The following is a 23,852-nucleotide window of genomic DNA, read 5'->3' on the forward strand; positions in this document are numbered from 1 at the left end:
GCACACCCTGCACGCTAGTTGCTCATTGCTAATTGCTCAATTTCCCGCTATTATGCGTCATTTTGGACTTGTTGGCCGGAGCCTTAGCCACTCATTCTCGCAGATGTACTTCACGCAGAAGTTCTACTCGCTCGGCTTGGTCGAGCACGAGTACCAGCTGTTTGAGTTGGCCAGCATTGGCGAGCTTCCTGCTTTACTAGCGGCTCACCCGGCCTTGGTAGGCTTGAACGTGACGGTGCCCTACAAAGAAAGCGTGGTGCCTTACCTCGACGAACTGGCACCATCGGCCAGCCGGGTGGGCGCTGTGAACGTGATTGAGTGCCGCCCCGAAGGCATTTTGCGGGGCCACAACACCGATGTAGTGGGGTTTCGGGAGTCGCTGCGCACTTTTTTTCCGCGGCGGGAGGGGGCACGGGCACTGGTGTTGGGCGCAGGTGGCGCTGCCAAGGCGGTGGGCGTGGCGCTCCAAGACCTGGATATTCCTTACTGGCAGGTAACGCGCGACTCGCTGGCTGCCGGCCTTACCTACGACGAGATAACGCCGCAACTATTGGCGGCACACCACCTGATTATTAATGCTACGCCCGTGGGGACTTACCCTCACAACGATGAATGTCCGCGGCTGCCGTATGCCGCGCTTACGGACCACCACTACCTCTACGACTTGGTGTACAATCCGGCCGAAACTTTGTTCATGCGCAAGGGTGAAGAGGCTGGCGCACAGACAAAAAACGGCTTCGAAATGCTGTGCCTGCAAGCCGAAGCCGCCTGGGATATCTGGCAGAAGCATTTATAGAGCGCATAAAGCGGCCGCGGTTATTTCTTGCTGCTTGCAACCTTTTGCGCGAGGTTGGCCTCCACCCATTAGCCGGCTAGCTCCACGCCCGCTTTGCCACCGGATGATGCGCCCCTCTATGCTGCAAAAAATGACCTTCTCTACCTTGTTTTCCCTAGCCGACGCGGGTTATCGGCCGTCAGTAGCATGAGCGCCGCCACGTGGTTTGCATTTGGCACCGACGACGTGCTGCCCGACCAGCCAGCCGCAGCCCCGCGCCTGACGGCCAGCCGCAGCGTGGCCGTGGGGCCGCCCACCGAGGCCGAACTAATTGACGGGTGCCTGCGCGGCCGCCAGCTCGCCCAAAAGCTGCTATACGACAAGTACGCCGGCAAGATGATGGCCGTGTGCCTGCGCTACGCTCAAACCACCTTCGAGGCCGAAGACGTGTTGCAGGAAGGCTTCCTGACGGTGTTTCGCACGTTGGCCAGCTTCCGCCGGGAGTGCCCGCTGGAGTTCTGGATTCGTCGTATCATGATTAATGCGGCCCTGCGCCAGCACCGCCGCAATGCCTCGCTGGTGGCGGTGAGCGACGGCGAATACCCCGAAACCCTTTCCAGCGAAGAATTTACCCTCAGCAACTATAACTTTCAGGAGCTTCTGGCCATGGTGCAGGAACTGGCACCCCGCTACCGCATGGTGTTCAACCTGTACGCCATTGAAGGCTACACGCACAAAGAAATCGGCGAACTATTGAATATAACCGAGGGCACCAGCAAGTCGCAATATTCCCGGGCCCGCGTCATCCTACAAACTAAACTGGAGCGCCTCAGTGCTCCGACACGCCATGTCAGTTAATCCTATCGACGATAATTCTACGCCTAAACCCACCGGCAGCCTGGAGGAATTATTCCGCCATCACTTGGGCGAAGAGGCCGCGGTGCCCCCGCACCCCATGCTCTGGGACCAGATTGATAATTCGCTGCTGATTAGACAGAACGAAGTATACCGCAAGCGCCTGGTGGCCACGCGGTGGGTGGCGGCAGCGAGCCTGCTGCTGGCCACGCTTGCCGGCACAGGCTGGTGGGCCGGGCGCGCGGGGCTGGTGGGGGCCCCCGAAGTGGCCACTGTCAGCCGGCCAGCAACATCCACAGCTACCAGTGCAAACGGCACGAAATCGGCAGCCAAACGCGCAGCCTTAGCTACTGCCTCCGTACCTGCTGCAGGCAATGCTAATACTCAACTAACAACTTCGGCTAATACCCCTGCTGCTGCATTGGCCAGCGTTTCGGCCGGCCCGCGATACCACGTAAACCATCGGGCAGCGGTGCCTGCAGGCTTCGCCCGCAAAGAACTGGCTAATGCGAGCACCTTGCCGGCTCAGGACCGGACGGTGCCCCAGCGGCATGCGCACGGGGCGGCGGGCTTGCCTGGACATTTGGCACCGGCCGCTCCTGCTGGTGCGCTGGCTTCGGCCGCAACGGCTACAGCCGCGGCAACTGATGGCAGCGGCAGTGCTGCACCAGCTGATGAACAGGCCGTATTGGCCGCCACGAATCCCTCTGGTGCAGCAGTCGCAACGAATGGTGCTTTGCACCAACAGCCCGCAATGAGCGGAATGGCAACACTTGAAGCAACCAATGGAGCAAATGCTGCCCTAGCCACCGCTGGCGGAACAACGGCCGAGCAGATGTCTTTGCTGGCGACTCGGGTGACCGGCCTGAGCCTGGCCAGCCTCGGTGCCCTCCCCAACGGGCTGACTCCGCTGCCCACCGACCTGCCTGCTCCGGCCGCGGAAACTCACCGCTGGCGTTATGGTGCCAGCTACACGGCCGGGTTGTTTAATCCCAACATCAACTTCTCGCGGGCCGGTATTGAGTCCGCGTATAACTACAGTAATGCGCCGGCTTTCGGCCCCGAATCGCCGGCGCTTACGGAAACGGCCGCGGCTCAGTACCGGGAGCACCTGCGGCCGGGCCTGACCCAACGGCTGGCTTTGTTGGCTACCCGGCACCTGCGCGGGCACTGGTCGCTGAGCACGGGCGTTGAGTTGTCGCAGAGCACCGCCCAGTCGGCGGCTTCCGTGCGCTACCCGTTTGTTGGGGAGCAGTTGGTTGACATTGGTTTGGGCCAGGCCGAAGGCGGGCCGCTCACGCCTACTGCATTTCGCTACCGCAACGCCAATATTCCGTTGGTGCTGAGCTATTCGAACCCCGTAAAACGCGGCTGGAGCCTGTACGGCCGGCTGGGCGGCGTGGTAAGCGCCTTGCTGGGGGTGCGCAGCGAAGTAGCCGGCGACCCCGAGGCGACCCGAACCTATTCCGTTTTGTCGGCCGGCACTCCCTACCGCCGGGTATTGGGCAGCGTACGGGGTGCGGCGGGCACGCAGTTCCGGCCAGCCACCGGCAATTGGGCGTTCACGCTGGGCCCGGTCGCAGAGCTCGGCCTAATGCCCCTCAATGCCCATCCGGCGCAGCACTACCTGGCCCAAAGCCGTCCTTATAGCTTCGGCATGGAAGCCGGGGTAGAATTTGGCCGGTAGGCCGGCGCTGGCATTGAACCTCGTGCTTTGGCAAGCTGCGCCGGGTTTTGTCGGGGGTCTTTCAGCCGTGCTTTTCGCATTTTGGGCGAAACCCAAATTTACCGTTTGGGGTTAAGGTAGGCTGACCATTTCGGCCTACCTTTCCCATTGCATGGAGTACCAACTGACCTCTGAATTTAAGCCAACCGGCGACCAACCCACCGCCATTGCCAAGCTCGTGGAGGGCGTGAATAACGGCGAGCATGCCCAAGTGCTGCTGGGCGCCACCGGCACGGGCAAGACATTCACCATGGCCAACGTCATTGCCGAAACCGGCAAGCCGGCCCTGGTGCTTTGCCACAATAAGACCCTCGCGGCGCAGCTCTACGGCGAATTCAAGGCCTTTTTCCCAAATAATGCGGTCGAGTACTACATCAGCTACTACGACTATTACCAGCCGGAAGCCTACATCGCCAGCACCGACGTTTTCATCGAGAAGGACCTGGCCATCAACCAGGAAATCGAGAAGCTGCGGCTGCACACCACGTCCACCCTGCTCAGCGGACGGCGCGACGTTATTGTGATTGCCTCGGTGTCGTGCATATACGGCATCGGCAACCCCGAGGAATTCGCCAAAAACGTCATTTTCCTGAAGCCGGGCATGCGCTACACGCGCAATAACCTGCTTTATCAATTCGTGCAGATTCTGTACTCGCGCACCGAGGTGGAGTTTACGCGGGGCTCGTTTCGGGTGAAGGGCGACACGGTGGACGTGTTCCCGGCCTACGCCGACTACGCGGTGCGCATCTACTTTTTTGGCGATGAAATCGAGTCGGTGCACAAGATTGACCCGGTGAGCGGCAAGAAGCTGAGCGACGAGGCCAACGGCATTGCCCTGTACCCGGCCAACCTGTTCGTGACCGGCAAGGAGACGCTGAACACAGCCATCAAGGAAATTCAGGACGACATGGTGCACCAGCACGCCTACTTCGAAAAGGAAGGCCGCGATGCCGAGGCCAAGCGCATCATGGAGCGCACGGAGTTCGATTTGGAGATGATTCGGGAGCTGGGCTACTGCTCAGGCATCGAGAACTACTCGCGGTATTTTGACCGGCGCACGCCGGGCTCGCGGCCGTTTTGTTTGCTTGACTATTTTCCCGACGACTACCTGCTGGTGGTGGACGAAAGCCACGCCACCATGCCCCAAATCCGGGCCATGTGGGGCGGCGACCGCAGCCGCAAAACCGCGCTGATTGAGTATGGCTTCCGCCTGCCTTCGGCGCTCGACAACCGGCCGTTGACCTTCAATGAGTTCGAGAGCATGTTCCGGCAGGCCGTGTATGTGTCGGCCACTCCCTCGGATTATGAGCTGACCCAAGCCGGCGGGGTGGTGGTGGAGCAGATTATCCGGCCCACGGGCTTGCTCGACCCCGAAATCGACATTCGGCCCAGCGTGAACCAGATTGACGACCTGCTGGATGAAGTAGACGAGCGGGTGAAACAGGGCGACCGGGTGCTGGTGACGACCCTTACCAAACGCATGGCCGAGGAACTGAGCAAGTACATGGACCGTCTCGGCATCAAGGTAGAATACGTGCACTCCGATGTGAAAACGCTGGACCGCGTGGAGATTCTGCGCAAGCTGCGGCTGGGCGAAATCGACGTGCTCATCGGCGTGAACCTGCTGCGCGAAGGCCTCGACTTGCCGGAAGTAAGCCTGGTGGCCATTCTGGATGCCGACAAGGAAGGCTTCCTGCGCGACCAGCGTAGCCTGATTCAGACCATGGGCCGGGCCGCTCGTAACGACAAAGGCAAGGTTATTATGTACGCCGACCGCATCACGGGCTCCATGCAGCGGGCCATCGACGAGACGAACCGGCGCCGCGCCACGCAGCTGGCCTACAACCAAGAGCACGGCATTACGCCGCGCACGGTGCGCAAGAGCCACGCCGAAATCATGGGCCAGACGGCGCTATCCGACTACCGCGTTATTGAAACGCAAGGCTATGCGAGCCCCGATGACGGCGGCGCCGCCCTTGCCCTCGCCGCCGAGCCCGTGGTGGCCATGATGACCAAGCCCGAACTGGAAAAGCTCATCAAAACCACCGAGAAGCAGATGGAGGCCGCCGCCAAAGACCTGGACTTCCTCACCGCCGCCAAGCTGCGGGACGAGTTGGCAGCGCTGCGCACCATGCTGAAAGGAAAGCGGGACTAGCAGCAAGCCGGCCGGAATGCATGCAACTAAAAAAGGTGCGAGCGCCGCCTGCCGGGGTTGGGCAGCGTACTGCACTTCTTTATATTCGCTCTGCATTTTCCACTTTTTCTACGTTCCTATGGTACCTCATTTCACTCGTGCCCTGCTCGTGACTGGTTTGTTAGCGGCAGGCTCTGCCTTTACTTCCGCCAAGGCACAGGCTCCTGGCAACTACACCTATCAGTTGATTACCACCATCGAGTCGGTAGTGCCCGGCGGACTTGGGCGTTCCAAGGTATCGTTCACCCCGGCCTACAAGGGGATTAAAGACGCGCCCATGGAAAACCTGTTCAGCCTCACCGGCCTCAATCTGGCCAACCTGCAGAGAAACGAGGATACCATTGTGGCCTTCACCCAGCAAATGGCCGGCGATGGGTACGAACTGGTGCAGGCGCTCCCCCTCACCTCTTCTATTCAGGGCAGCGGCATTTTTATGACGCGTTATATTTTCCGAAAAGCCAAGTAGCCCCGTTATTGCTAACCGAACAAAAACGCCCATATCTGTACGACATGGGCGTTTTTGATGGATTTTCCTCTTTGCGCTTTCAATGGCACACATTGGCCATTTCACAGGTTAGGGCTGCTTATATAGCACCCCGCCCTTCATCACCAGCCGGATTTGACGCACGGCGGCCACGTCCTGGGTAGGGTCGCCGGCCACGGCCACCAAGTCAGCCAGCAAGCCAGGACCGATGCGCCCACGGTCAGCCAGATGAAAAATCTGGGCGTTGCCGCTGGTGGCCAGGCGCAGTACCTGCAGGGGCGTAAAGCCGTAGTCGTGCACCAGCAACTCCATTTCACGCGCGTTATCGCCGTGTGCGAATACGCCCACGTCGCCGCCCAGCGCCAGCGTCACGCCGGCCTTTTGAGCCGCGGCCATGCTGAGGTGCTTCTGCTGAATTCGGGCGGGCACAGGGTCGGCGCCTTTGTGCCAGCCTTTGTATTGAGCAACGGCATCGGAGGCAGCCACGGTGGGGCACAGGGCCACGCCGTGTTTTTTCATCAACTGAAAAACCTCCAGCGTGCCGCCATCGCCGTGCTCAATGGTTTCGACGCCGGCCAGAACGGCGCGGCGCATGCCCTCGGGCGTGCTGGCGTGGGCCACTACCCCGCGCCCGGCTGAGCGGGCCGTTTGCACAATCAAGGTCAGTTCTTCCTGGGAAAAAGTGGGCTGTGCTTCGCCGTTACTGCCCCACCGGTAGTCGGCATACACTTTTACAACGTCGGCGCCCTTGCCCATTTGCTCACGCACCGCCCGAATTAGGCCATCTACTCCGTCGGCCTCCTGTGCGCCCTGCGGCACGTCTTCGTCTACCGATAATTTGGGGCCGTAGCTGCCCGTAGCCACCAAGGCGCGTGTAGCAACCAGCAAGCGCGGACCAGGAACGATGTCTTGGTTGATGGCCTGCTTCAAGCCCACATCCGCATAGCCAGCGCCTTCGGTGCCCAGGTCGCGGGCAGTGGTGAAGCCCGCCAGCAGCGTGCGTTGGGCGTGCACTGTGGCACGGGCCACCCGCAGCGCCTGCGACTCAAGCAGCACCTGGTCGTTCCAAGGGGCTTCATCATAAGGGTGTAGCAGCAAGTGCGAGTGCCCTTCTATCAGCCCAGGCAATAGGGTGAGGCCGGGCAGGTCGAGCCGGCGGGTATTGGGCGGCAATACCACTTGGGCGGCGGGGCCCGCACTCACGATTTTATCGTTCTCGATTAACACCGCCCAGCCAGCGTGCAGGCTTTGACCATCAAACACGGCAGCAGGTGCAAGCAGCATTGACCCGGTGGGTGTGGCCGGTTGGGCATGCAGCCCGCTCGTGCCGCTCAGGGCACTCAGCAGCCCCGCCCACCCCCCTAGTAAAAGGCGGCCACTGCGGCGTAGGCCGTGTCCTGGCTTGCGCAGGGTGTAAATAAATTTTGGCATTGGTGTGACGGAGAGGCCGGCAACGGCGGGGCGGGACGAAGCTACATCGCGGCTGACATTTATGCGCAAGTAGCGGCGTGCTGCACCGGTGCGGGCAGTCCGCTAGCACCGGTGGGTGCTGGCGGCAAAGCACTCCTACTTCGGGAGTCCCGCTTCGGAGGAACACCGGCTGGGTGGTGGCCTGGGCGAGGTTGTTGGCCCATCACCATGCGCGGCTTTTTACTCCACTACCAACGCTTGGCCGGTCTGCCGCCCGCCCGCCCACACCTGCAGGTGGTAGAGACCGGGGGACAAGCCTGCGAGGGACATTTCGGCCGCGGCGCCAATGGCGGATGGCCGTATTTGCTGAATGCGCACGGCACGGCCCAAGGCGTCGAGCAACGTGAGCAGAGCCGCACCGGTGGCTGGCAGGCCCAGTACCAGCACGGTGCCGTGGGCCGGGTTGGGCAGCAGGCACACTTCGCTCGCTTCTTGCGCGGTGGCAGCGGCCAGGGGCAGCGCCGCAAACGGCAAGGCGTTGGTGACGCCATCGGGGGCGACGGCGGTGACAGTACCGCTGGTGGCCCCGCCGGGCACCACAATGCCGGTAATCTGGGTACCGGCCGCGTTCACCACAAACCCGGAGGTGACCACGTTGTTGGCCGTGCCGGAAAAGGCGATGGCCGTGGTACCCGTAAGGTTGGTCCCTGTCAGGCTGAGGACTGCACCGGGGCCGGCCGTGCCGGGCACCAAGCTGGTGAGCGTGGCCAGCAATGGGTCGTGATAGATGCCCAGGTGAGACATTATTTTGCTGCCGTCGCCTACCGCGCTGAAGTGCCCTCCTGCCGTCACTTGGCTACCCGGACCCATGGCCAATGCCCGCACTCCCTGGTTCAGCCCCGTGCCCAAGCCAGTCCAGGCCGTCCCGTTCCACTTCATCAAAAAATTGGTGCTGGCAGGCAAGCCTGTAGGAGAATAAAAATCTCCGCCTGCGTAGACCGTCGACCCCGACACCGCCAAGGCCCTTACGGCGCTGGTAGTAGGGAGGGTATTGGCAGGGCTTGCCCCCAGGCCGGCCCAGCTACTGCCGTCCCACTTGGCTACCATATTGACGGCTACTCCCCCGGCCTGCGTAAAGCTGCCCCCAGCGTACAGCACATTGCCATTCACCACCAAGGCATCAACTTCGCCATTCAGCGCCGTGGCGGCCGGGGCTCCCAAGGCGCTCCAGGCAGTGCCATTCCATTGGGCCAGGCCCCGCACTATGGCCGCCGTGCTCGTATAGAAATAAAAGCTTCCGCCGGCATACAGGGTTGGGCCGAGGGTGGCCAGGGCATACACGTCTCCGACTACCCCGTTGCCGTTGGGGTTGGCGGTGCCCATCGGGGCCCAGGCGGTGCCCGTCCACGCCGCTACGTGGTTGAGCCCCGTTCCCCCACTGGCCGTAAAGGCCCCGCCGGCATAAAGCGTTGTGCCCGACAAGGCCAACGCGTACACGCTGTTATTCAGGCCGGCTCCCAGCGGGCTCCACGCGGCCCCGTCCCACCGCGCCACCCGGCTCGCAGCGGCCCCGCCGGCAGCGGTGAACTCACCGCCCGCATACAGGGTGGTTCCGGAGATAGCCAGGGCGAGGACGGTTGCATTGACGCCGTTGGCAGCCCCCGTGCCCAAGGCACTCCAGGTTGTCCCGTCCCACTTTGCTACGTTATTGGCCAGCACCTGTCCCGCCGTGTTAAAGCCTCCACCAACGTACACAGTTGTGCCCGACACGGCCACGGCCAAGACGGCACCAGAAATACTGGTTCCGTTACCCGAGCCCATCGTGTTCCACTGCGTGCCACTCCACTCAGCCACGTAGGGGGCACCCACTGCGCCCGCCGCGGTGAATTCTCCACCTACGCAGAGGGTGCTCCCCGCCGCGGCCAAGCCCTTGACCACGGCGTTAACGCTGGCCGCCGCACCACTCGCCAAGGCGCTCCAGGTACTGCCATTCCAGCGGGCCACGTAGGCAGCCGGCAGGCCACCGGCTTGCGAGAAGGCTCCGCCCGCGTACACGTCGTTGCCGGATATCGCCAAGGCATACACTGTGCTGTTCAGGCCACTTCCCAACGGGGCCCAACCCGTACCGTCCCACCGGGCCAGCCGGTTGGCGCTGCTGCCCCCGGCCGTGGAAAACTGCCCACCCACGTACAGTTCTGAGCCGCGCACGGCCAGCGCAAACACGGAGCCGTTGGTGCCCACGCCCAAACTGGTCCACGCCGTGCCATCCCACTGGGCTACGTAATTGGCCGCTGCCGTGCCAGCCCTGGTGAAATACCCGCCCGCAACCAACGTGGTGCCCATCGCGGCCAAGGCTCTAACGGGATAGTTCGTGCCGTTGCCCAGCGGGCTCCACGTCGTACCATCCCATTGGGCGATGTAGTTGGCCGGTATGCCACCCGCTGTCAAAAAAATTCCGCCAGCATACAAGGTAGTCCCGATGACGGCCAAGGCATCTACCTCGCCGCCTACGCCCCGGGCCGGGGCCGGCCCCAGGCTCGACCAGCCGGTGCCGTCCCACTTGGCTACGTTGCTAACTGCGATTCCGCCAGCCGCATTGAAGTAGCCCCCCACGTATAATGTAGTGCCCAGCATCGCCAGGGCATTCACCGGGCCGTTTACCCCGTTCGCGGTGCCTGTTCCCACCGAATTCCAAGCGGTACCATCCCACCGTGCCACGGAGTTGGCGTTGACGCTGCCCACCGTCGTGAACTGTCCGCCGATATAGGTATCCGTTCCGACGCGCATCACGGTGTTCACAATATGGTTGGCACCGGGGACGTGGAACCCGTCCTGCCAGTTGTTGTCGCCGGCCCCAGCCACCCGCGCAATCCCCGCAGGGCGGAACACTGGCTGGCCGTCCGGAGCGGTGTACATAATGAACCGATGCGCGTCAAAAGCCCCATTCACCCCCTTGCGCAACGTACCGTCGGGGTTAAGCGCGTTCGTTAGTGGGGCTTGCTTCTTGCTGGTTGCAGGTGGCTCACCCGCACCTGCCATGACTGGCCCCACTGTCCACAGGCCCAAACAGAATAGCAGAAACCGGCAAACCATTGTGCTCGGAGAAAAGCCGTAGGGCAGGTGAAGGAGCGTTTTAGTCATACACACTTAAATAAGGACCGTTGGTGATGTGTGTCTAGGACCTAAATGTAAGGTTCCATGTTTCAGTATATCAATACCAACGGCCCGGTTATCTTTTGCCACTCATCCGCATCCTAGAGCGGTTTCGGTATCAGTGTACAGTCCGAAGCAGCAGCAATAGTAGCGCGAACTGTGTCGTTCGCTTACCTGCTCCGTTAAAGAAGGTCAACCGGCGTGGCGACGCGAACGACACAGTTCGCGCTACTATACAGCGACCCCGAAACTGCTCTAAGTATACGCAAAACGCCCGCTTCCTCTCAGAAACGGGCGTTTGCTCATTTAATCAATCATTCACTTACTGCTTACCCCGCCGCCAGCGCCTCAGCACCGCCCACGATTTCGAGAATCTCGGTCGTGATGGCTGCTTGGCGCGTCCGGTTGTAGGTCAGCTTGAGAGCCTTGAGCAACTCACCGGCGTTGTCGGTGGCTTTGTCCATAGCCGTCATACGGGCGCCGTGCTCCGAGGCGTTGCTTTCCAGCACCGCCTTGTAGAGCTGAATCTTGATGGACTGCGGAATCAGCGTCTGCACGATTTCTTCTTTCGAAGGCTCGAACAGGTAATCCACGTTCGACTCCGGCGTAGCCGTGGCCGGTGCTTCTTCCTGCACCAGCGGCAGCAGTTGCTGGGTCCGGATAATCTGCGTAGCCACGTTGCGGAACTCGTTGTACACCATCACCACCTCGTCATAAGTGCCGTTGCGGAAACCTTCCATGGCCACTTCAGCAGCAGCGCGCACCGTCTCAAACGACAGTTTGGCGAAGACGTGGGTGTAGTCGCCCACGGTCTGGCCGCGGCGGCCGTAGTAGTCGTGCGCCTTCTTGCCAATGGCCATCACCGAGATGTTGGCCGCCGGCAGGCTGCTGTAGCGCGAAGCAATGGCCGCGTTCACGCCCTTGAACACGTTGGTGTTGAAAGCCCCGGCCAGGCCGCGGTCCGACGTGATGGCAATTACCAGCACCTTGCGCACCTCGCGGGCCACGCCGTAGTCGCTCACGATGTCATCGTCGGCGTTGCGGGTCAGGTTGGTCAGGATGGCATTCAGGCGCTGGGCGTAGGGCCGCATTCGCACGATGTTGTCCTGTGCCCGACGCAGCTTGGCCGCCGCCACCATTTTCATGGCTTTGGTAATCTGCTGCGTGCTGCTCACCGACTGAATGCGGTTGCGGACTTCTTTTAAGCTTGCCATTGATAGGTATTAATAGAACGTCATGCTGAGCGAAGCGGAGCGCAGTCGAAGCATCTCTACTGCTTTAGTAATTAATTACTCTCGCGGTAGAGATGCTTCGACAAGCTCAGCATGACGTTCTTCTATAATGCTTGATTACTTCACAGCGTAGTTCGCCGAAACGTCCTTGGCTACCTCGCGGATGGCCTTGGTGCCAGCGTCCTCCAGCTTGCCGGCTTTCAGGGCCTTCAGCACGTCGGGGTAGCGCGAGTTCATCACTTGGCCGAACTCCTTCTCGAACTCGCGCACGCGGTTCACGGGCACGGTGTCAAGCAGGCCGTTGGTGGCAGCGTAGATAATGGCCACCTGGTCCTCCACCTTCACGGGCGAGTACTGGGGCTGCTTCAGGATTTCGAGGTTGCGACGGCCGCGCTCGATGGTGAGCTTGGTCGAGGCATCGAGGTCGGAGCCGAACTTGGCGAAGGCTTCCAGCTCGCGGAACTGGGCCTGGTCGAGCTTCAGCGTGCCGGCCACTTTCTTCATCGACTTAATCTGGGCGTTACCACCCACGCGCGACACCGAGATACCCACGTTGATGGCCGGGCGCACGCCCGAGTTGAACAGGTTGGTCTCGAGGAAAATCTGGCCGTCCGTAATCGAAATCACGTTGGTCGGGATGTAAGCCGATACGTCACCGGCCTGCGTCTCAATCAGGGGCAAAGCCGTCAGCGAGCCGCCACCTTTCACCAGGTGCTTGATGCTTTCGGGCAGGTCGTTCATGTCGCGGGCGATTTCGTCCGAGGCGTTGATTTTAGCAGCCCGCTCCAACAAGCGGCTGTGCAGGTAGAACACGTCGCCGGGGTAAGCCTCGCGGCCCGGAGGACGACGGAGCAGCAGCGACACCTCGCGGTAAGCCACGGCCTGCTTCGACAAGTCATCGTACACCACGAGGGCCGGACGACCCGTATCGCGGAAGTACTCGCCGATGGCAGCACCGGTGAAGGGGGCGTAGAACTGCAGCGGAGCGGGGTCCGAGGCCGAAGCCGACACCACCACCGTGTAGTCCATGGCACCGCCCTTGGTGAGGGCGTTTACTACCTGAGCCACGGTCGAGGCTTTCTGGCCCACGGCTACGTAGATGCAGAATACCGGCTTGCCGGCTTCGAAAAACTCGCGCTGGTTGATGATGGTATCGATGGCCACGGCCGACTTACCGGTCTGGCGGTCACCGATAATCAGCTCGCGCTGGCCCCGGCCAATCGGAATCATCGCGTCAATCGACTTGATGCCGGTCTGCATGGGTTCCGTCACGGGCTGACGGAAGATTACGCCGGGGGCTTTGCGCTCCAGCGGCATGTCGTACAGCTCACCGGCGATGGGGCCGCGGCCGTCGATGGGCTGGCCAAGCGTGTTCACCACGCGGCCCACGATGCCCTCGCCCACTTTGATGGAGGCGATTTTGTTGGTGCGCTTCACCGTGGCGCCTTCCCGGATTTCCGAGTAGTCGCCGAGCATTACGGCACCCACGTTGTCTTCTTCCAGGTTGAGCACGAGGCCCTGCAGGCCGTTCTCAAATTCAATCAGCTCGCCGGCCTGGGCTTTGCTCAGACCGTAGATGCGGGCCACGCCGTCGCCCACTTGCAACACGGTGCCGACTTCTTCGAGCTCGGCTTCGGACTTGAAATTGGACAGTTGCTGCCGCAGGATTGCGGAGACTTCATCCGGACGTACTTCTGCCATTTTTGGAGGGAATAAGGTATAGGGGACAAGGGATATGGGGCGGGGACGGTGGGAGCGTGCCCCCTATCCCTACTTCGCTATACCCTACAGTTTTTGTTGGTAAGAATTTTCTTGCAGCGACGTGCGCAGTTTGCGAAGGCTGGTGCGCACGGAATCGTCGATTTGCTTGTCGCCCACCCGCAGCACGAAGCCGCCGATGAGTTCGGGGTCCACTTTCTCGGTAAGCTGCACGTCGGTGAGGCCGGTTTGCTGGGTCACCAGCTTGCGGAGTTCGAGGCGGGCAACGGCCGTGAGCGGCGCGGCCGACGTCACCTCGGCCGACTGGATGCCCTGCATGGCGTTGTACTGCGCCAGAAACTCGGGTCCGATGCCTTCAATGGCCGACTCGCGGTTTTTCTCGGTGAGGATGGTGAAGAAGCGCAGCGTCATGTCCGACACCTTGCCTTCGAAGATGGCCTTCAGGATGGCCAGCTTCTTGTCGTGCTTCACAATCGGGTTGCGCAGCAGCAGGCGCAGCTCGCGGCTTTCGGCCATGGTCTTGCTCAGCAGGTCCATGTCCTGCTTCACGGCATCCAGGGTACCCATCTCTTGGCCTAAGTCGAGGAGCGACTTGGCGTAGCGGGCCGCTACTCGTTGGTCAGCCATAGTAGTTTGGTTGTCAGTTGTTGGTTGTTAGTTGTCAGGCCGGTATCAGCCATTAGCACGAACTAACAACTGACAACGAACAACAAGCAACTAGTTAAGCTTTACGTCTTTCAGGTAGGAATCGACCAGCTGCGTTTGGGCGGCGGGGTCGGTCAACTCGCGGCGCAGGATGCGCTCGGCGATGTCGAGCGACAGCTTGGCGGCGGTGTTTTTCACTTCGGCCAGGGCCGCGTTTTTCTCCTGCTGGATGGCTTCGCGGGCTTGCTGGATGATGATGTTGGCTTCGGCGGTGGCGCGGGCCTTTTCGGTTTCGCGGAACTGGTTGGCCATTTGGGTGGCTTCCTGCATCATGCGGTCGCGCTCGAGGCGGGCGTCGGTCAGCAACTTCTCGTTGCCGGCCTTCAGCTGCTGCATCTCAATCTTGGCCTGGTCGGCCATGCGCAGGGCGCCTTCGATGCTGTCTTCACGCTCTTTGAGGGCGAGCAGAATCGGCTTCCAGGCAAATTTCGCCAGCAGGAACAGAACCAGCAGGAAGATAACCAGTTGCCAGAAAATCAGGCCGAGTTCAGGGGATAAAAAAGCTGGCAGCATTGCTTATAGTTTTTTAGAAAATGTCAACTAATCGAATAACAGATTAGGAGCAGGTAAGCCCGCCGCGCCAACTGCGTATTGCAGCAGCGGGCGGCGGGCTTCCAACTACTTCCGGGCCCGAAGCCCGGCCCTTCACTAAACGAGTTTCGTCCAGATAAGCACGCAGACTACGACTGCGAACAGGCCCAGACCTTCAATCAGAGCGGCGGCGATAATCATAGCCGTCTGGATTTTGCCCGAAGCTTCCGGCTGACGGCCGATAGCATCCATGGCGCTGCCGCCGATGCGGCCAATGCCCAGGCCAACGCCCAGAGCTACCAGACCAGCACCGATACCGGCACCCATTACAGCCAGACCAGGACCGTAGTTAGCCGCCATAGCGACAGCTTGCAACAACAAAGAGAGCAACATAAAAATTGGAAAAAGGGGAAAAGAAAAAGTTCGTCAGTCCCGCAGCGGGGGGGGGGGGGGATTGCCACGGTCTGGCCGAAACAGCCAGTTGGTCGGATGGCAGGCATCCGGCCGATTAAGTCAGATTAGTGGGAAACGTGGGTTGAGGCCGAGCCGTCGTCGTAGCCCATTTGTAGGTCGGCATCGTGGTGGTCTTCCACTGCGCCGCCGATGTACATGGAAGTGAGCAGCGTGAAAATGAAGGCCTGGAGCACGGCCACCAGCAATTCGAGCACGTTGATGAACAGGCCGAAAGCCAGCGTCACCGGCGCTACGGCCCACGATTTGAAGATGAACACCAGGCTGATAAAGCTCAGCACCACGATGTGGCCCGCTGTGATGTTGGCGAACAGACGAATCATGAGCGAGAAGGGCTTGGTAAAAATGCCGATTACTTCTACGATAATCATGATGGGCAGCAGGGGCTTGGGCACGCCGGGCGTGGCGAAAATGTGGGCCCAGTAGTACTTGTTGCTCGACGCCAGCGTGATGATGAGCGTGAGCACGGCCAGCACCATGGTCACGGCGATGTTGCCGCTCAGGTTGGCCGCGCCGGGCGTGAGGCCGAGCAGGTTGTTGAACCAGATGAAGAAGAACACCGTGAGCAGGTACGGCATGTAACGCTCGTACTTGGGACCAATGTTTTTCTTGGCTACTTCGTCGCGGATGAAAACGATGATGGGCTCGAAGAACGACTGGATGCCTTTCGGGGCGCGGCCGTGGTTCTTCTTGTAGCCGCTGGCTACAGCGGTGAACACCACGAGCATTAAAATGGCGCTGCCGATGAGGCCGGCCACGTTTTTGGTGATGGAGAAGTCGTAGAGCTTGCTGCCGTCGGTGCTCACGAGGTGCTCGTGGTCGAGCTTCAGCCCATCGTATTCTTTGGCGGGGCCTTCCGATTCGCCGTTGGAGATGTGCTTCGAGGAAAACACCGAAACACCCTTGCCGGGACGGTAGGCGATGATGGGCAGGTAGGTGGTGAAGTTGCCGTTGTCGGTGGCCAGCCAATGCCACTCGTGCGAATCGCCGATGTGGTGCAAAATCATTTCGCCGGGATTGAAGCCTTCGGCCTTTGCGCCCTCGCCGGCGGGCTCGTTAGCGAAAACGGAGAGGGAAACGAAACAAAGAAGAATCGAGAGTAAACGCTTCATCCAAAGTTAATTAGTGACTAATTTCAGGCTAACGCATTATCATTGCGTGACTTGCTTTCCTGAAATCGGCCGCAAGTTACTCAAAGTAGCCCAGATTTCAAACCCGGCCCACGAAAAGTACAGGAGGAAGAAGGACCCGAGGAAGGTCCAGATGCCCCGCGGCTCGCGCGCAATTCCGCCCGCCAGCAGCCACGTCACGAGGCCCAGCGAGGTGAGTAAGCGGACCGTCATGCCTATCAAGTAGCCCATGGCCAAGCTGTGCGGGTCGCGGGCCACAAGGCGCGCAGTGAGGCTGTAGGCGAAGTAGGTGAGCGCCGCCATGACGGCAAAGAGTAGCCCGGTGCGCGGGTGCACCACGGCCGGCCCGTAGAGGCGGTGCAGAACGTAGAGGGGCAGGCCCAGCGCAGCGGTGAAGAGCAGAAATTGGCGCAGAAACTTGGGCATGGGTGGAATATGGACAATGTAGAAACGTCATGCCGAGCGCAGCCGAGGCATCTCGCTCGAACGCGACGTCTGACGCAGGCACCTCACCCCCGGCCCCGGTTCGCTTGAAGCGCGAAGCCCGTGGAGAGGGGGGCTTTACGAAGCACGCGAGATGCCTCGGCTGCGCTCGGCATGACGGTAACATTAAATCTACAACGACTCCTTAGTCAAACTGCGGATGACCTGAAACACGGCCACGAAGACGCCGAGCAGCAACAACACAATCGTTAGCCAGGGCTGGGTGTGGAAACGGCCATCGAGCCAATAGCCCAGCCAGGCGCTGCCGCCGATGATGGCCAGCATCTGGAAGGCCAGGCCGGAGTATTTCATCACGGCTTGGAGGCGGCTGTTGCCGGTGGGCTGGGGGTCGGGGGGAGTGGGCATGGGGTGAGAATGGAAAGACGGCTGCCCAAAGTTACGGCACGGGCCAGCCTGTGTTTGCCCAAGGAAAACGTAATTTTACCCGTTCGGCTTCGTTAACGTGCCGAGTTATCGAACATTTCCGGGAGCTTTGCGCGTTTCGCCAGCCCGGACCCGTCCTCTCCTATTGCTTTGATTTTGACACATTCTTCGCTGACATACCGCTGGGCGGCGCTGCTGGTCTTCCTGATTGGGGTGGGCGTGGCGGGCTGCGCGTCGGATAAAAACCTGGTGGCCCACGCATTCAACAACGTGGCGGCCCGCGACAATGCCTATTTCCTGGCCCGCCAGAAATTGCAGCTCACCGAAGACAAGCTGTATGCAGCGCGAGCAAACGACTACAACCAGACCCTCCCGCTGTTCCCGACCTTGGACAGTGCCAGCGTGAAGGCCAATAGGGCCGACTTGAATGATATCATTAAGAAAGCCTCGATGCCGATTCAGAACCGGCCGGGTTCGGACTGGACCGATGACGCCTACATCTTGGTGGGCTGGTCGCGCTTTTACCAGATGCAGTTCGATGACGCGGCGCTGACGTTTAAGTATGTGAACTCGACTAGTAAGGATGCCAACGCTAAGCACGAAGCCTTGATTGGCTTGATGCGGACGTTTGTGGCCAAGCAGGAGTACGAAAACGCCAAGGCGGTATCGGACCTGCTGGATAAGGAATCGGGCTTGCCAGCCGATGCGCGCCAGCTGTTTCTGACTCGGGCCGATTACTACATCCGCACGGAGGAACCGGCTAAAGCCATTCCACAGTTGGAAAAGGCCATTCCGCTGATTGAATTCAAGAACGAACGGTCGCGGACGCGCTACATTCTGGCGCAGCTGTACCAGGATGCGGGCGAGAACAAGAAGGCCTACGAGCAGCTCGACCAGATTCTGGCCCGCAACCCGCCGTATGAGCTGGACTTTCAGGCCAAGCTGATGCTGGCACAGGTGTCGGACCTGAGCGCGACGGACCGGGCCCGGCTGGATAAGAACTTCGCGGGCCTATTGAAAGACCCCAAGAACAAGGACTACCGCGACAAGATTTACTACGAGATGGCGCGGCTGAACTACCGCGAGCAGAAATACCCCGAGGCCCTGACGCTGCTGCGGCAGTCCATTAAAGCCACCACCACCAACCGGACGCAGAAAAGCTACACCTATTTGCTGGCGGGCCGTATCTATTACGAGAACCTGCAGAAGTACCGGCTGGCCGCCGCCTACTACGATAGCACGGTGCAGAGCTTGGCGCCGGATGCCAAGACCTACCTCGCCATCAAGGAGCGCAGCAACATTCTGCGCGATTTTGCCAAGCAGTACACCATTATCGAAACGCAGGACAGCTTGCAAGCGCTGGCCAAGCTCAGCCCCGATGCCCTGAGCCAACAACTCAGCGCCTACGCCGATGCTGAGCTGGCGGCCAAAAAGAAGGCCGAAGCCCAGCAGGCCGCGCAGCAAAAAGCCAAAGCCGACGCGGCCGAGTTCAACTCCCGTACCACCAGCAGTGCCTCCACGACGCTACCCGGTGGTACTACACCCGACCCGTTGGCCTTCGACCCCACGGCTACGGCCAGTGGCGGCCAGTGGTATTTCGACAACCCGGCTACCCTGGGCACGGCCCGCGCCGACTTCCTGCGCAAGTGGCAGGACCGCCAACTCCAGGACAACTGGCGGACGACCCGCCAGTCGAGCAGCTCGCCCAATGCAGCCGCAAACGGGGGCTCTCCGCTTTCCCTCACCGGTAATGGCGACACCCGCGTGAATGGCAGCCAGCCCGATTCAGCCGCCAAGGCTGCCGCGGCTAGTCCCGATGCTGCCAAAGGCGCTTTGGTCGCGCAGTACCGCAAAGCCATACCGCTCACGCCGGAGCAGCTGGCCGCCTCCGACAAGCAGGTAGAAGCCGCCCTGTACGAGTTGGGCGGCATTTACAAGGAGCAGCTGAAGGAGCGGGAAAAGGGCTTCGAAACATACGAGAAGCAAGTGGGCCGCTATGTGCGCGGCGAGCACGCGCCCGACGCCTACTACCTGCTGTATCTGTACTACAAGGACAAGCCCGATGCCACCAAAATGGCCCAATACGCGGCGGCCCTGCAGCGGGAGTTTCCAACCTCAATTTATGCCAAGCTGATTGCCGACCCGCTGTACCGCGAACACGAGCTGGCGCTGCACAACGCCGTGGCCAGCCGGGTCGATTCGGCTTTCACCTACTACAAAAACCAGGAGTTCCGCAAAGCGACGGCCGTGCTGGCCCGCACCGAGCAACAGTACCCCAAAAGCGACCTCAACGACCGGGTAGCTTACCTGAAAACGCTGCTGGTTATCCGCACCCAGCCGCCGCTCACGGCCCGCTCCTCGGTGGAAAAGTTCTACAAAGACTACCCTGATAGCCCCCTGGTACCCATAGCCCAGGCGCTGGCCGAAACGTACAAAAAGCAGAGTGTGGGCCAGATAACCGGGGCCCTGGCTTCGACCGAAAAGCCGGTTGTGTCGGTGTTTAGGCCGGGCGAGGTAGACAACCGCATGCGCATCGTGTATGGCGAAAACGACAGCCCGGCGAAACCGTTGGTGCCCGTGGCACCGGCGCCCGCCCCGCAGGCCACATCCGTGGAAGCCCCCAAAGCCGGGAAAATTCAGAAGGATGAGGCCGCCGATAGGATAGCCGCCCCGGCTGGTTCGGCCGGCCCGGCTCCCCTAAGCAAGCCCACTTCAGCGGCACCAGCCCTCGCCCCTCCTGCGCCCGCAACCACCCCCCCCGGCGCGCCTGCCCCCACTCCCACGGCGGCCACCCCGCCCGCGCCCGCCGGTAGCCCGGCGCCGGCCACCGGGGCCAGTACGGTGTCGTCGGCTCCGGCCACAGCGTATGTCACGCAGATGAGCGGGGCCCACGCCGTGGTGCTGGTGTTTCCGAAGGGCTCGCCGGCGGCCACGGATTTGGCGCCGCAGCTGGGCACCTATAACAGCCGCTTCTTCAAAGCCAATAACCTGCAAGTGGAAACCCCGGCCTTGGGGGCCGACCAGGACCTATTTGTGGTGCGGGCGTTGCCGGGCGCCAAGGTGGCCCAGAGCTACGCCACCAAGCTGCGCGGGCCGCAGTCGCCGCTGGCGCGCCTGCGCGGGGCCGGCTATCAAACCCTGGTCATCAGCCTCGAAAACCTGGCCTTGCTGCAAGCCAGCGGGGATTTGGCGGGATACCAGACGTTTTATCAGCGGGTGTATAAGTAGGCTTTGAGGCAGCGCCGCGACCTCCCCCCAACCATAAAAGCCCACGTGCTACGATGCACGGCGGCTCTTTAATGTGTAACAGCCGACGTCCGACAAATGCTTGCATCTACTTCCCTGTGCGCTTCCGGCATAGCCACGAAAACGGATGGCCCCAGCCGCTGCCGACCGAAACCACCCGTGGGACGCCCTGCCGATGCGGGCCTACTTTTCGATGCGCAGCTGCTCGCGGCTCAGCACCTCCTTGCCGCGCAGGATGTGCACGAAGTAGAGCCCGGCCGGCAAGTTATCGGTGGCCAGGCGCACCGTGGCCGCGCCGGTGCTGGTTTGCTCGGCGCGGGGCTGGCCGTAGCTGTTGAACAGGCGCACGGTGACGGGCTGGGCGGCATCGGCATTTTCTATATGCACGTCGACTGACTCGGTGGCAGGATTGGGGTAGAGGGTGGTCATGGCCGGAGCCGGGCGGTTACCACATGGGCCAACTACGTAGCGGCTGGCGCTGGTCGAGCCGCAGCTATTAGTAGCTGTAATATTAATGCTACCCGTACCACCCGCCGCCGTGCTGCGCACGGTATACGTGCCGTCAGGCTGGACCCCGCCAATCAGTCTCAAGGAGCCAGTTACGCTGATAGCGTATGAGGCCAACGGGTCATAGTTGTCTATTTGGCATTCCACGGGTACGGACCCACAATCGTTCCCCCAATTCGGTCCTTGAGTAGCGGGGCTGGAGGGGGCTCCGACTCTAATACTTCTGCTAATGGTGCGGGGGCAGTCGCCGCCAATTTGCAGCGTAATAGTGCCGTCGCTAGTACTTACATTACTGGTGGTGAAGGCTAAGCCCGTACCAGTGGGATTAGTGAAGATGTTAGTGGGCGTTGCCGACCAAGTGTAGGTGTAGCCAGAGCCGCGGTCAGAAGTGGTGTAGGTGGTAGAGCCACACACAGTGGGTGGGCCAGCAAATGTGAGGTCAGCAGGGGTAAGGCACTCGCTGGTGCAGCCTATGCTGTTTGTATTGCTATTCACCGGCCGTTGCATTTCGTTGAAAATCCACTCGCCATTGCGAGCTGTGAAGCGCAGGTGTGGCTGATTAAATAGCGAACCTGCTCCATTCACATTTTCCTGAGCAATATAGCGCAACACCTTAGGCTGGCTATTGCCTCCGGGCGGGCTTGGGCTGTCTGATACACTGTTGTTATACTTGGCATATGCCGACCCTGTGGAAGCAACCGGCACGTCGAGTGCGCTGTATGTGGGCACAAAGCACAGGTCGCCGTTGTAGAGACTGGTTTGGGAGTAAAAGCGCAGCACGAATGGCAGGTAGGTATTGCTTTGGTCCACGCATGGCAAGTTGTCGGCCGGGTTGGTGTTGCCCCCTGGCAGGGTTTCATATGGCAGCGTGTTAGGGGGCGAGTCGGCTGTTTCATTGAGGAAGTTGACGCTAATGGTCGGCAGGCATATTCTACCGAATGGACCCAGGCCGATGCACAAATTGTACTGCATATACACCCGCAGCCGGCTCGTCAGCGCTGTTTGCCCATACGCCGGCAGTCCATAGGCTGCCCCTTCTGCTTTGACATTGAAGTCTCTCAGTGGATTGAGTGGACTGAGTGGCAGAAAGGGCCGCAGGAAATAATCGTTCTGAATACCGCTGATTTGAATTCCGGTCGGCGTGTTTTGGGGCCGGCCGCACTGCGAGCCGTCGCTCGTCGCTATAATTTCGTACGTAGCGCCCGGCACGTTGTCTATCATCGAGCGGTAGGGGCTGTTGGCCCCCTCCAAAAACGTATTGGCTTGCACACCACCCGTGCGCGGCGTAGTCGCGTTTAGGATGGAAAGCTGCTGCGAAGCGGGCTCATCGAGGATGGTCACGGCCGCATCGGCTTCGTTGCTGAACTCGCGCAGCTTCCAGCCGAAAATGGCCGGAATGTCGAGTGCCCGCGTCAGTTGCTGGGTGCCCACCGGACTGTAGGCCCCGCGCTGGGGGCTGTCGTGCAGCACCAGCAGGCGCGTGTCGGGGTCGTTGCGGTTGCGGCCCGTGACGGGGTCCGGGTCGGCGGGCAGCTTGGTCATTTCGGCCAGGCCGTAACGGCTAATCAGCCCGCCCATGCTCTGGCCCATCACCACGTTGCGCTCCGCGCCCGGCGCACCGACCTTTTGCTCGTTTACCCACCTGACTACCTCTTCAAATATTAGCGCGTTGCGCCGGATGTCGTCAGTATTCTTCGCGAAGTCGATGTAGACGAGGTCGTATTGGCCCAAGTCATGGAGGGCGTCGTTGAAATTATAAGGACTGGGCTGCTGGGCAATCTTATCCAAAAAGGTTTCAATCGTATTGTTTCGATTGTCGCAAGGCAGCAGTTTTGGGGCTAAACGTTCCAGAATAGAAGCCAGGTTATACTGCTCCACGATGATAAATGGCTTCGTCAGGCGGGTGTGCCCCTGGCCGTAGCGAACCGACACAGTGGCCCCGTCGTGCGCGGCCGTGGGCGTAATCGGGTGGGTCATATCGTTGCTGGTTCCGTAGCGCGCCACGGACGTCTGGAGCACCTCCAGGTCGAAGTGGCTTTCCAGACTGAAGCTGCTGGGTTGGGCGGCTGCTGCGGTAGTCCCGGCGCGGGTGCTGGTGGAATTGAGCGGGCGCGGCACCTGGTATACCAGCTTCACCCGCACATGCTTGTGGCCGGGAGTGCCGTAGGTAGTGGCCACGGGTTGGTTCCAATAGGCCCGCACATAGCCCCGGCCGTCGTCGAAGTCAAGGTAAAGCGCCGCCACCGTTGTGCCGGGGTTGTTGGTCAGGTACAGGTTGCGCGGAAACACAAACGACACACTGCCCGTGTACGATACCGGGTAGTAGGGCGCGGCGGCAAAAAGCGTGGCTGCCTCGTAGGGACTTTGGCTGCGGCCGGGCACGTCGTACACTTGGTCGTTCTGCACTTGCAGCAGGTTGTTATCCAAAGCGTCGGGTCGGATGCGGTGGTAGTTCATGTACTGCACTGCAATGGGATTGGGGGCGCCCGAGGCGCCCTGCCGCCAGGCCCCAAAGCGGCGGTTGAGTTCGGGCAGCGAAGGCAGCGTGTCGGTCCCCGTCACACGAGCCGAATAGATGGTGGCCCGCAGAAAGCAAAAAGCCGACAGGTCGAGGCTGTTGGAATCGGCCAATACGCCGTTGTAGGCACGCAGGCCGAGCAGGCGCTCGCCGTACTCATCGAGGTAGCCGCTGGGCACCTGCGTCTTGTCGAGCGGGGCGAAAATCTGGTCCAGCTGCTGGCGGGCCGCGTCCGGGGGAGCGGTCTGGGCCCAAACGCGGCTAAGGCCGGCAATGGAGAGTAGCACTGCGAGAAAAAAGCGTAGAAAATGTTTCATGGAGTTGGCTAA

At 60.9% G+C, this 23,852-nt stretch carries 17 protein-coding genes; 6 read left to right on the forward strand and 11 right to left on the reverse strand.

Features of this window, described 5'->3' with window-relative positions:
• Positions 1-52: 52 nt before the first annotated feature.
• The 5 genes from JKL48_RS01045 to JKL48_RS01070 all read left to right on the forward strand — a co-directional run bounded on the left by JKL48_RS01045 (position 53) and on the right by JKL48_RS01070 (position 6,016).
• Positions 53-796: a shikimate dehydrogenase family protein gene (locus JKL48_RS01045; RefSeq protein WP_201977478.1), complete on the forward strand. Its 744-nt coding sequence runs from the start codon at positions 53-55 to the stop codon at positions 794-796.
• Positions 797-982: 186 nt separating this feature from the next.
• The gene (locus JKL48_RS01050; RefSeq protein ID WP_201977479.1) at positions 983-1,633 is read left to right on the forward strand and encodes an RNA polymerase sigma factor; all 651 of its coding nucleotides are present in this window, start codon (positions 983-985) and stop codon (positions 1,631-1,633) included.
• Positions 1,623-3,317, forward strand: a complete 1,695-nt coding sequence (locus JKL48_RS22950; protein WP_236668533.1) for a hypothetical protein — start codon at positions 1,623-1,625, stop codon at positions 3,315-3,317. The genes JKL48_RS01050 and JKL48_RS22950 overlap by 11 nt, the downstream gene beginning before the upstream one ends.
• Positions 3,318-3,468: 151 nt before the next feature.
• On the forward strand, positions 3,469-5,511 hold the full coding sequence (gene uvrB, locus JKL48_RS01065) for an excinuclease ABC subunit UvrB (protein ID WP_201977489.1): 2,043 nt from the start codon (positions 3,469-3,471) through the stop codon (positions 5,509-5,511).
• Positions 5,512-5,629: 118 nt separating this feature from the next.
• Entirely contained in the window at positions 5,630-6,016 is a 387-nt protein-coding gene (locus JKL48_RS01070; protein WP_201977491.1) for a hypothetical protein, read from the forward strand.
• A 108-nt stretch (positions 6,017-6,124) separates the two neighbouring features.
• Here JKL48_RS01070 and JKL48_RS01075 read toward each other — a convergent pair whose 3' ends face one another.
• From JKL48_RS01075 to JKL48_RS01120, 10 genes are all read right to left on the reverse strand, one after another.
• Positions 6,125-7,318, reverse strand: coding sequence for a metal-dependent hydrolase family protein (locus JKL48_RS01075; protein WP_201977605.1), 1,194 nt, complete (start codon positions 7,316-7,318; stop codon positions 6,125-6,127).
• Between the two features lie 366 nt (positions 7,319-7,684).
• Complete coding sequence (locus JKL48_RS01080; RefSeq protein ID WP_201977492.1) at positions 7,685-10,360, reverse strand: beta strand repeat-containing protein; 2,676 nt, start codon at positions 10,358-10,360, stop codon at positions 7,685-7,687.
• A 566-nt stretch (positions 10,361-10,926) separates the two neighbouring features.
• On the reverse strand, positions 10,927-11,811 hold the full coding sequence (atpG, locus tag JKL48_RS01085; protein WP_201977493.1) for an ATP synthase F1 subunit gamma: 885 nt from the start codon (positions 11,809-11,811) through the stop codon (positions 10,927-10,929).
• A 135-nt stretch (positions 11,812-11,946) separates the two neighbouring features.
• On the reverse strand, positions 11,947-13,530 hold the full coding sequence (atpA, locus tag JKL48_RS01090; protein ID WP_201977494.1) for a F0F1 ATP synthase subunit alpha: 1,584 nt from the start codon (positions 13,528-13,530) through the stop codon (positions 11,947-11,949).
• Positions 13,531-13,614: 84 nt separating this feature from the next.
• A complete protein-coding gene (gene atpH, locus JKL48_RS01095) occupies positions 13,615-14,175 on the reverse strand; it encodes an ATP synthase F1 subunit delta (RefSeq protein ID WP_201977497.1) in 561 nt (186 codons plus the stop codon).
• A gap of 90 nt (positions 14,176-14,265) precedes the next feature.
• Positions 14,266-14,766 carry a F0F1 ATP synthase subunit B gene (atpF, locus tag JKL48_RS01100; RefSeq protein ID WP_201977498.1) on the reverse strand — a complete coding sequence of 167 codons (501 nt, stop codon included), beginning with the start codon at positions 14,764-14,766 and terminating at the stop codon, positions 14,266-14,268.
• Positions 14,767-14,901: 135 nt separating this feature from the next.
• Entirely contained in the window at positions 14,902-15,177 is a 276-nt protein-coding gene (gene atpE / locus JKL48_RS01105) for an ATP synthase F0 subunit C (protein WP_201977499.1), read from the reverse strand.
• 125 nt (positions 15,178-15,302) lie between these two features.
• A complete protein-coding gene (gene atpB / locus JKL48_RS01110) occupies positions 15,303-16,367 on the reverse strand; it encodes a F0F1 ATP synthase subunit A (RefSeq protein ID WP_201977500.1) in 1,065 nt (354 codons plus the stop codon).
• Positions 16,368-16,406: 39 nt separating this feature from the next.
• Positions 16,407-16,811 (reverse strand): hypothetical protein, encoded by a 405-nt coding sequence (locus tag JKL48_RS01115; RefSeq protein WP_201977501.1) that lies wholly within the window; start codon positions 16,809-16,811, stop codon positions 16,407-16,409.
• A 189-nt stretch (positions 16,812-17,000) separates the two neighbouring features.
• Positions 17,001-17,234 carry an AtpZ/AtpI family protein gene (locus JKL48_RS01120; protein ID WP_201977502.1) on the reverse strand — a complete coding sequence of 78 codons (234 nt, stop codon included), beginning with the start codon at positions 17,232-17,234 and terminating at the stop codon, positions 17,001-17,003.
• A 174-nt stretch (positions 17,235-17,408) separates the two neighbouring features.
• Between JKL48_RS01120 and porW the strand changes: the two genes are divergently transcribed.
• Entirely contained in the window at positions 17,409-20,480 is a 3,072-nt protein-coding gene (gene porW / locus JKL48_RS01125) for a type IX secretion system periplasmic lipoprotein PorW/SprE (protein ID WP_201977503.1), read from the forward strand.
• A gap of 201 nt (positions 20,481-20,681) precedes the next feature.
• Here porW and JKL48_RS01130 read toward each other — a convergent pair whose 3' ends face one another.
• On the reverse strand, positions 20,682-23,840 hold the full coding sequence (locus JKL48_RS01130; protein WP_201977505.1) for a T9SS type A sorting domain-containing protein: 3,159 nt from the start codon (positions 23,838-23,840) through the stop codon (positions 20,682-20,684).
• Positions 23,841-23,852: the final 12 nt, after the last annotated feature.

The organism is Hymenobacter rubidus (genome assembly GCF_016734815.1).
Classification (GTDB): domain Bacteria; phylum Bacteroidota; class Bacteroidia; order Cytophagales; family Hymenobacteraceae; genus Hymenobacter; species Hymenobacter rubidus.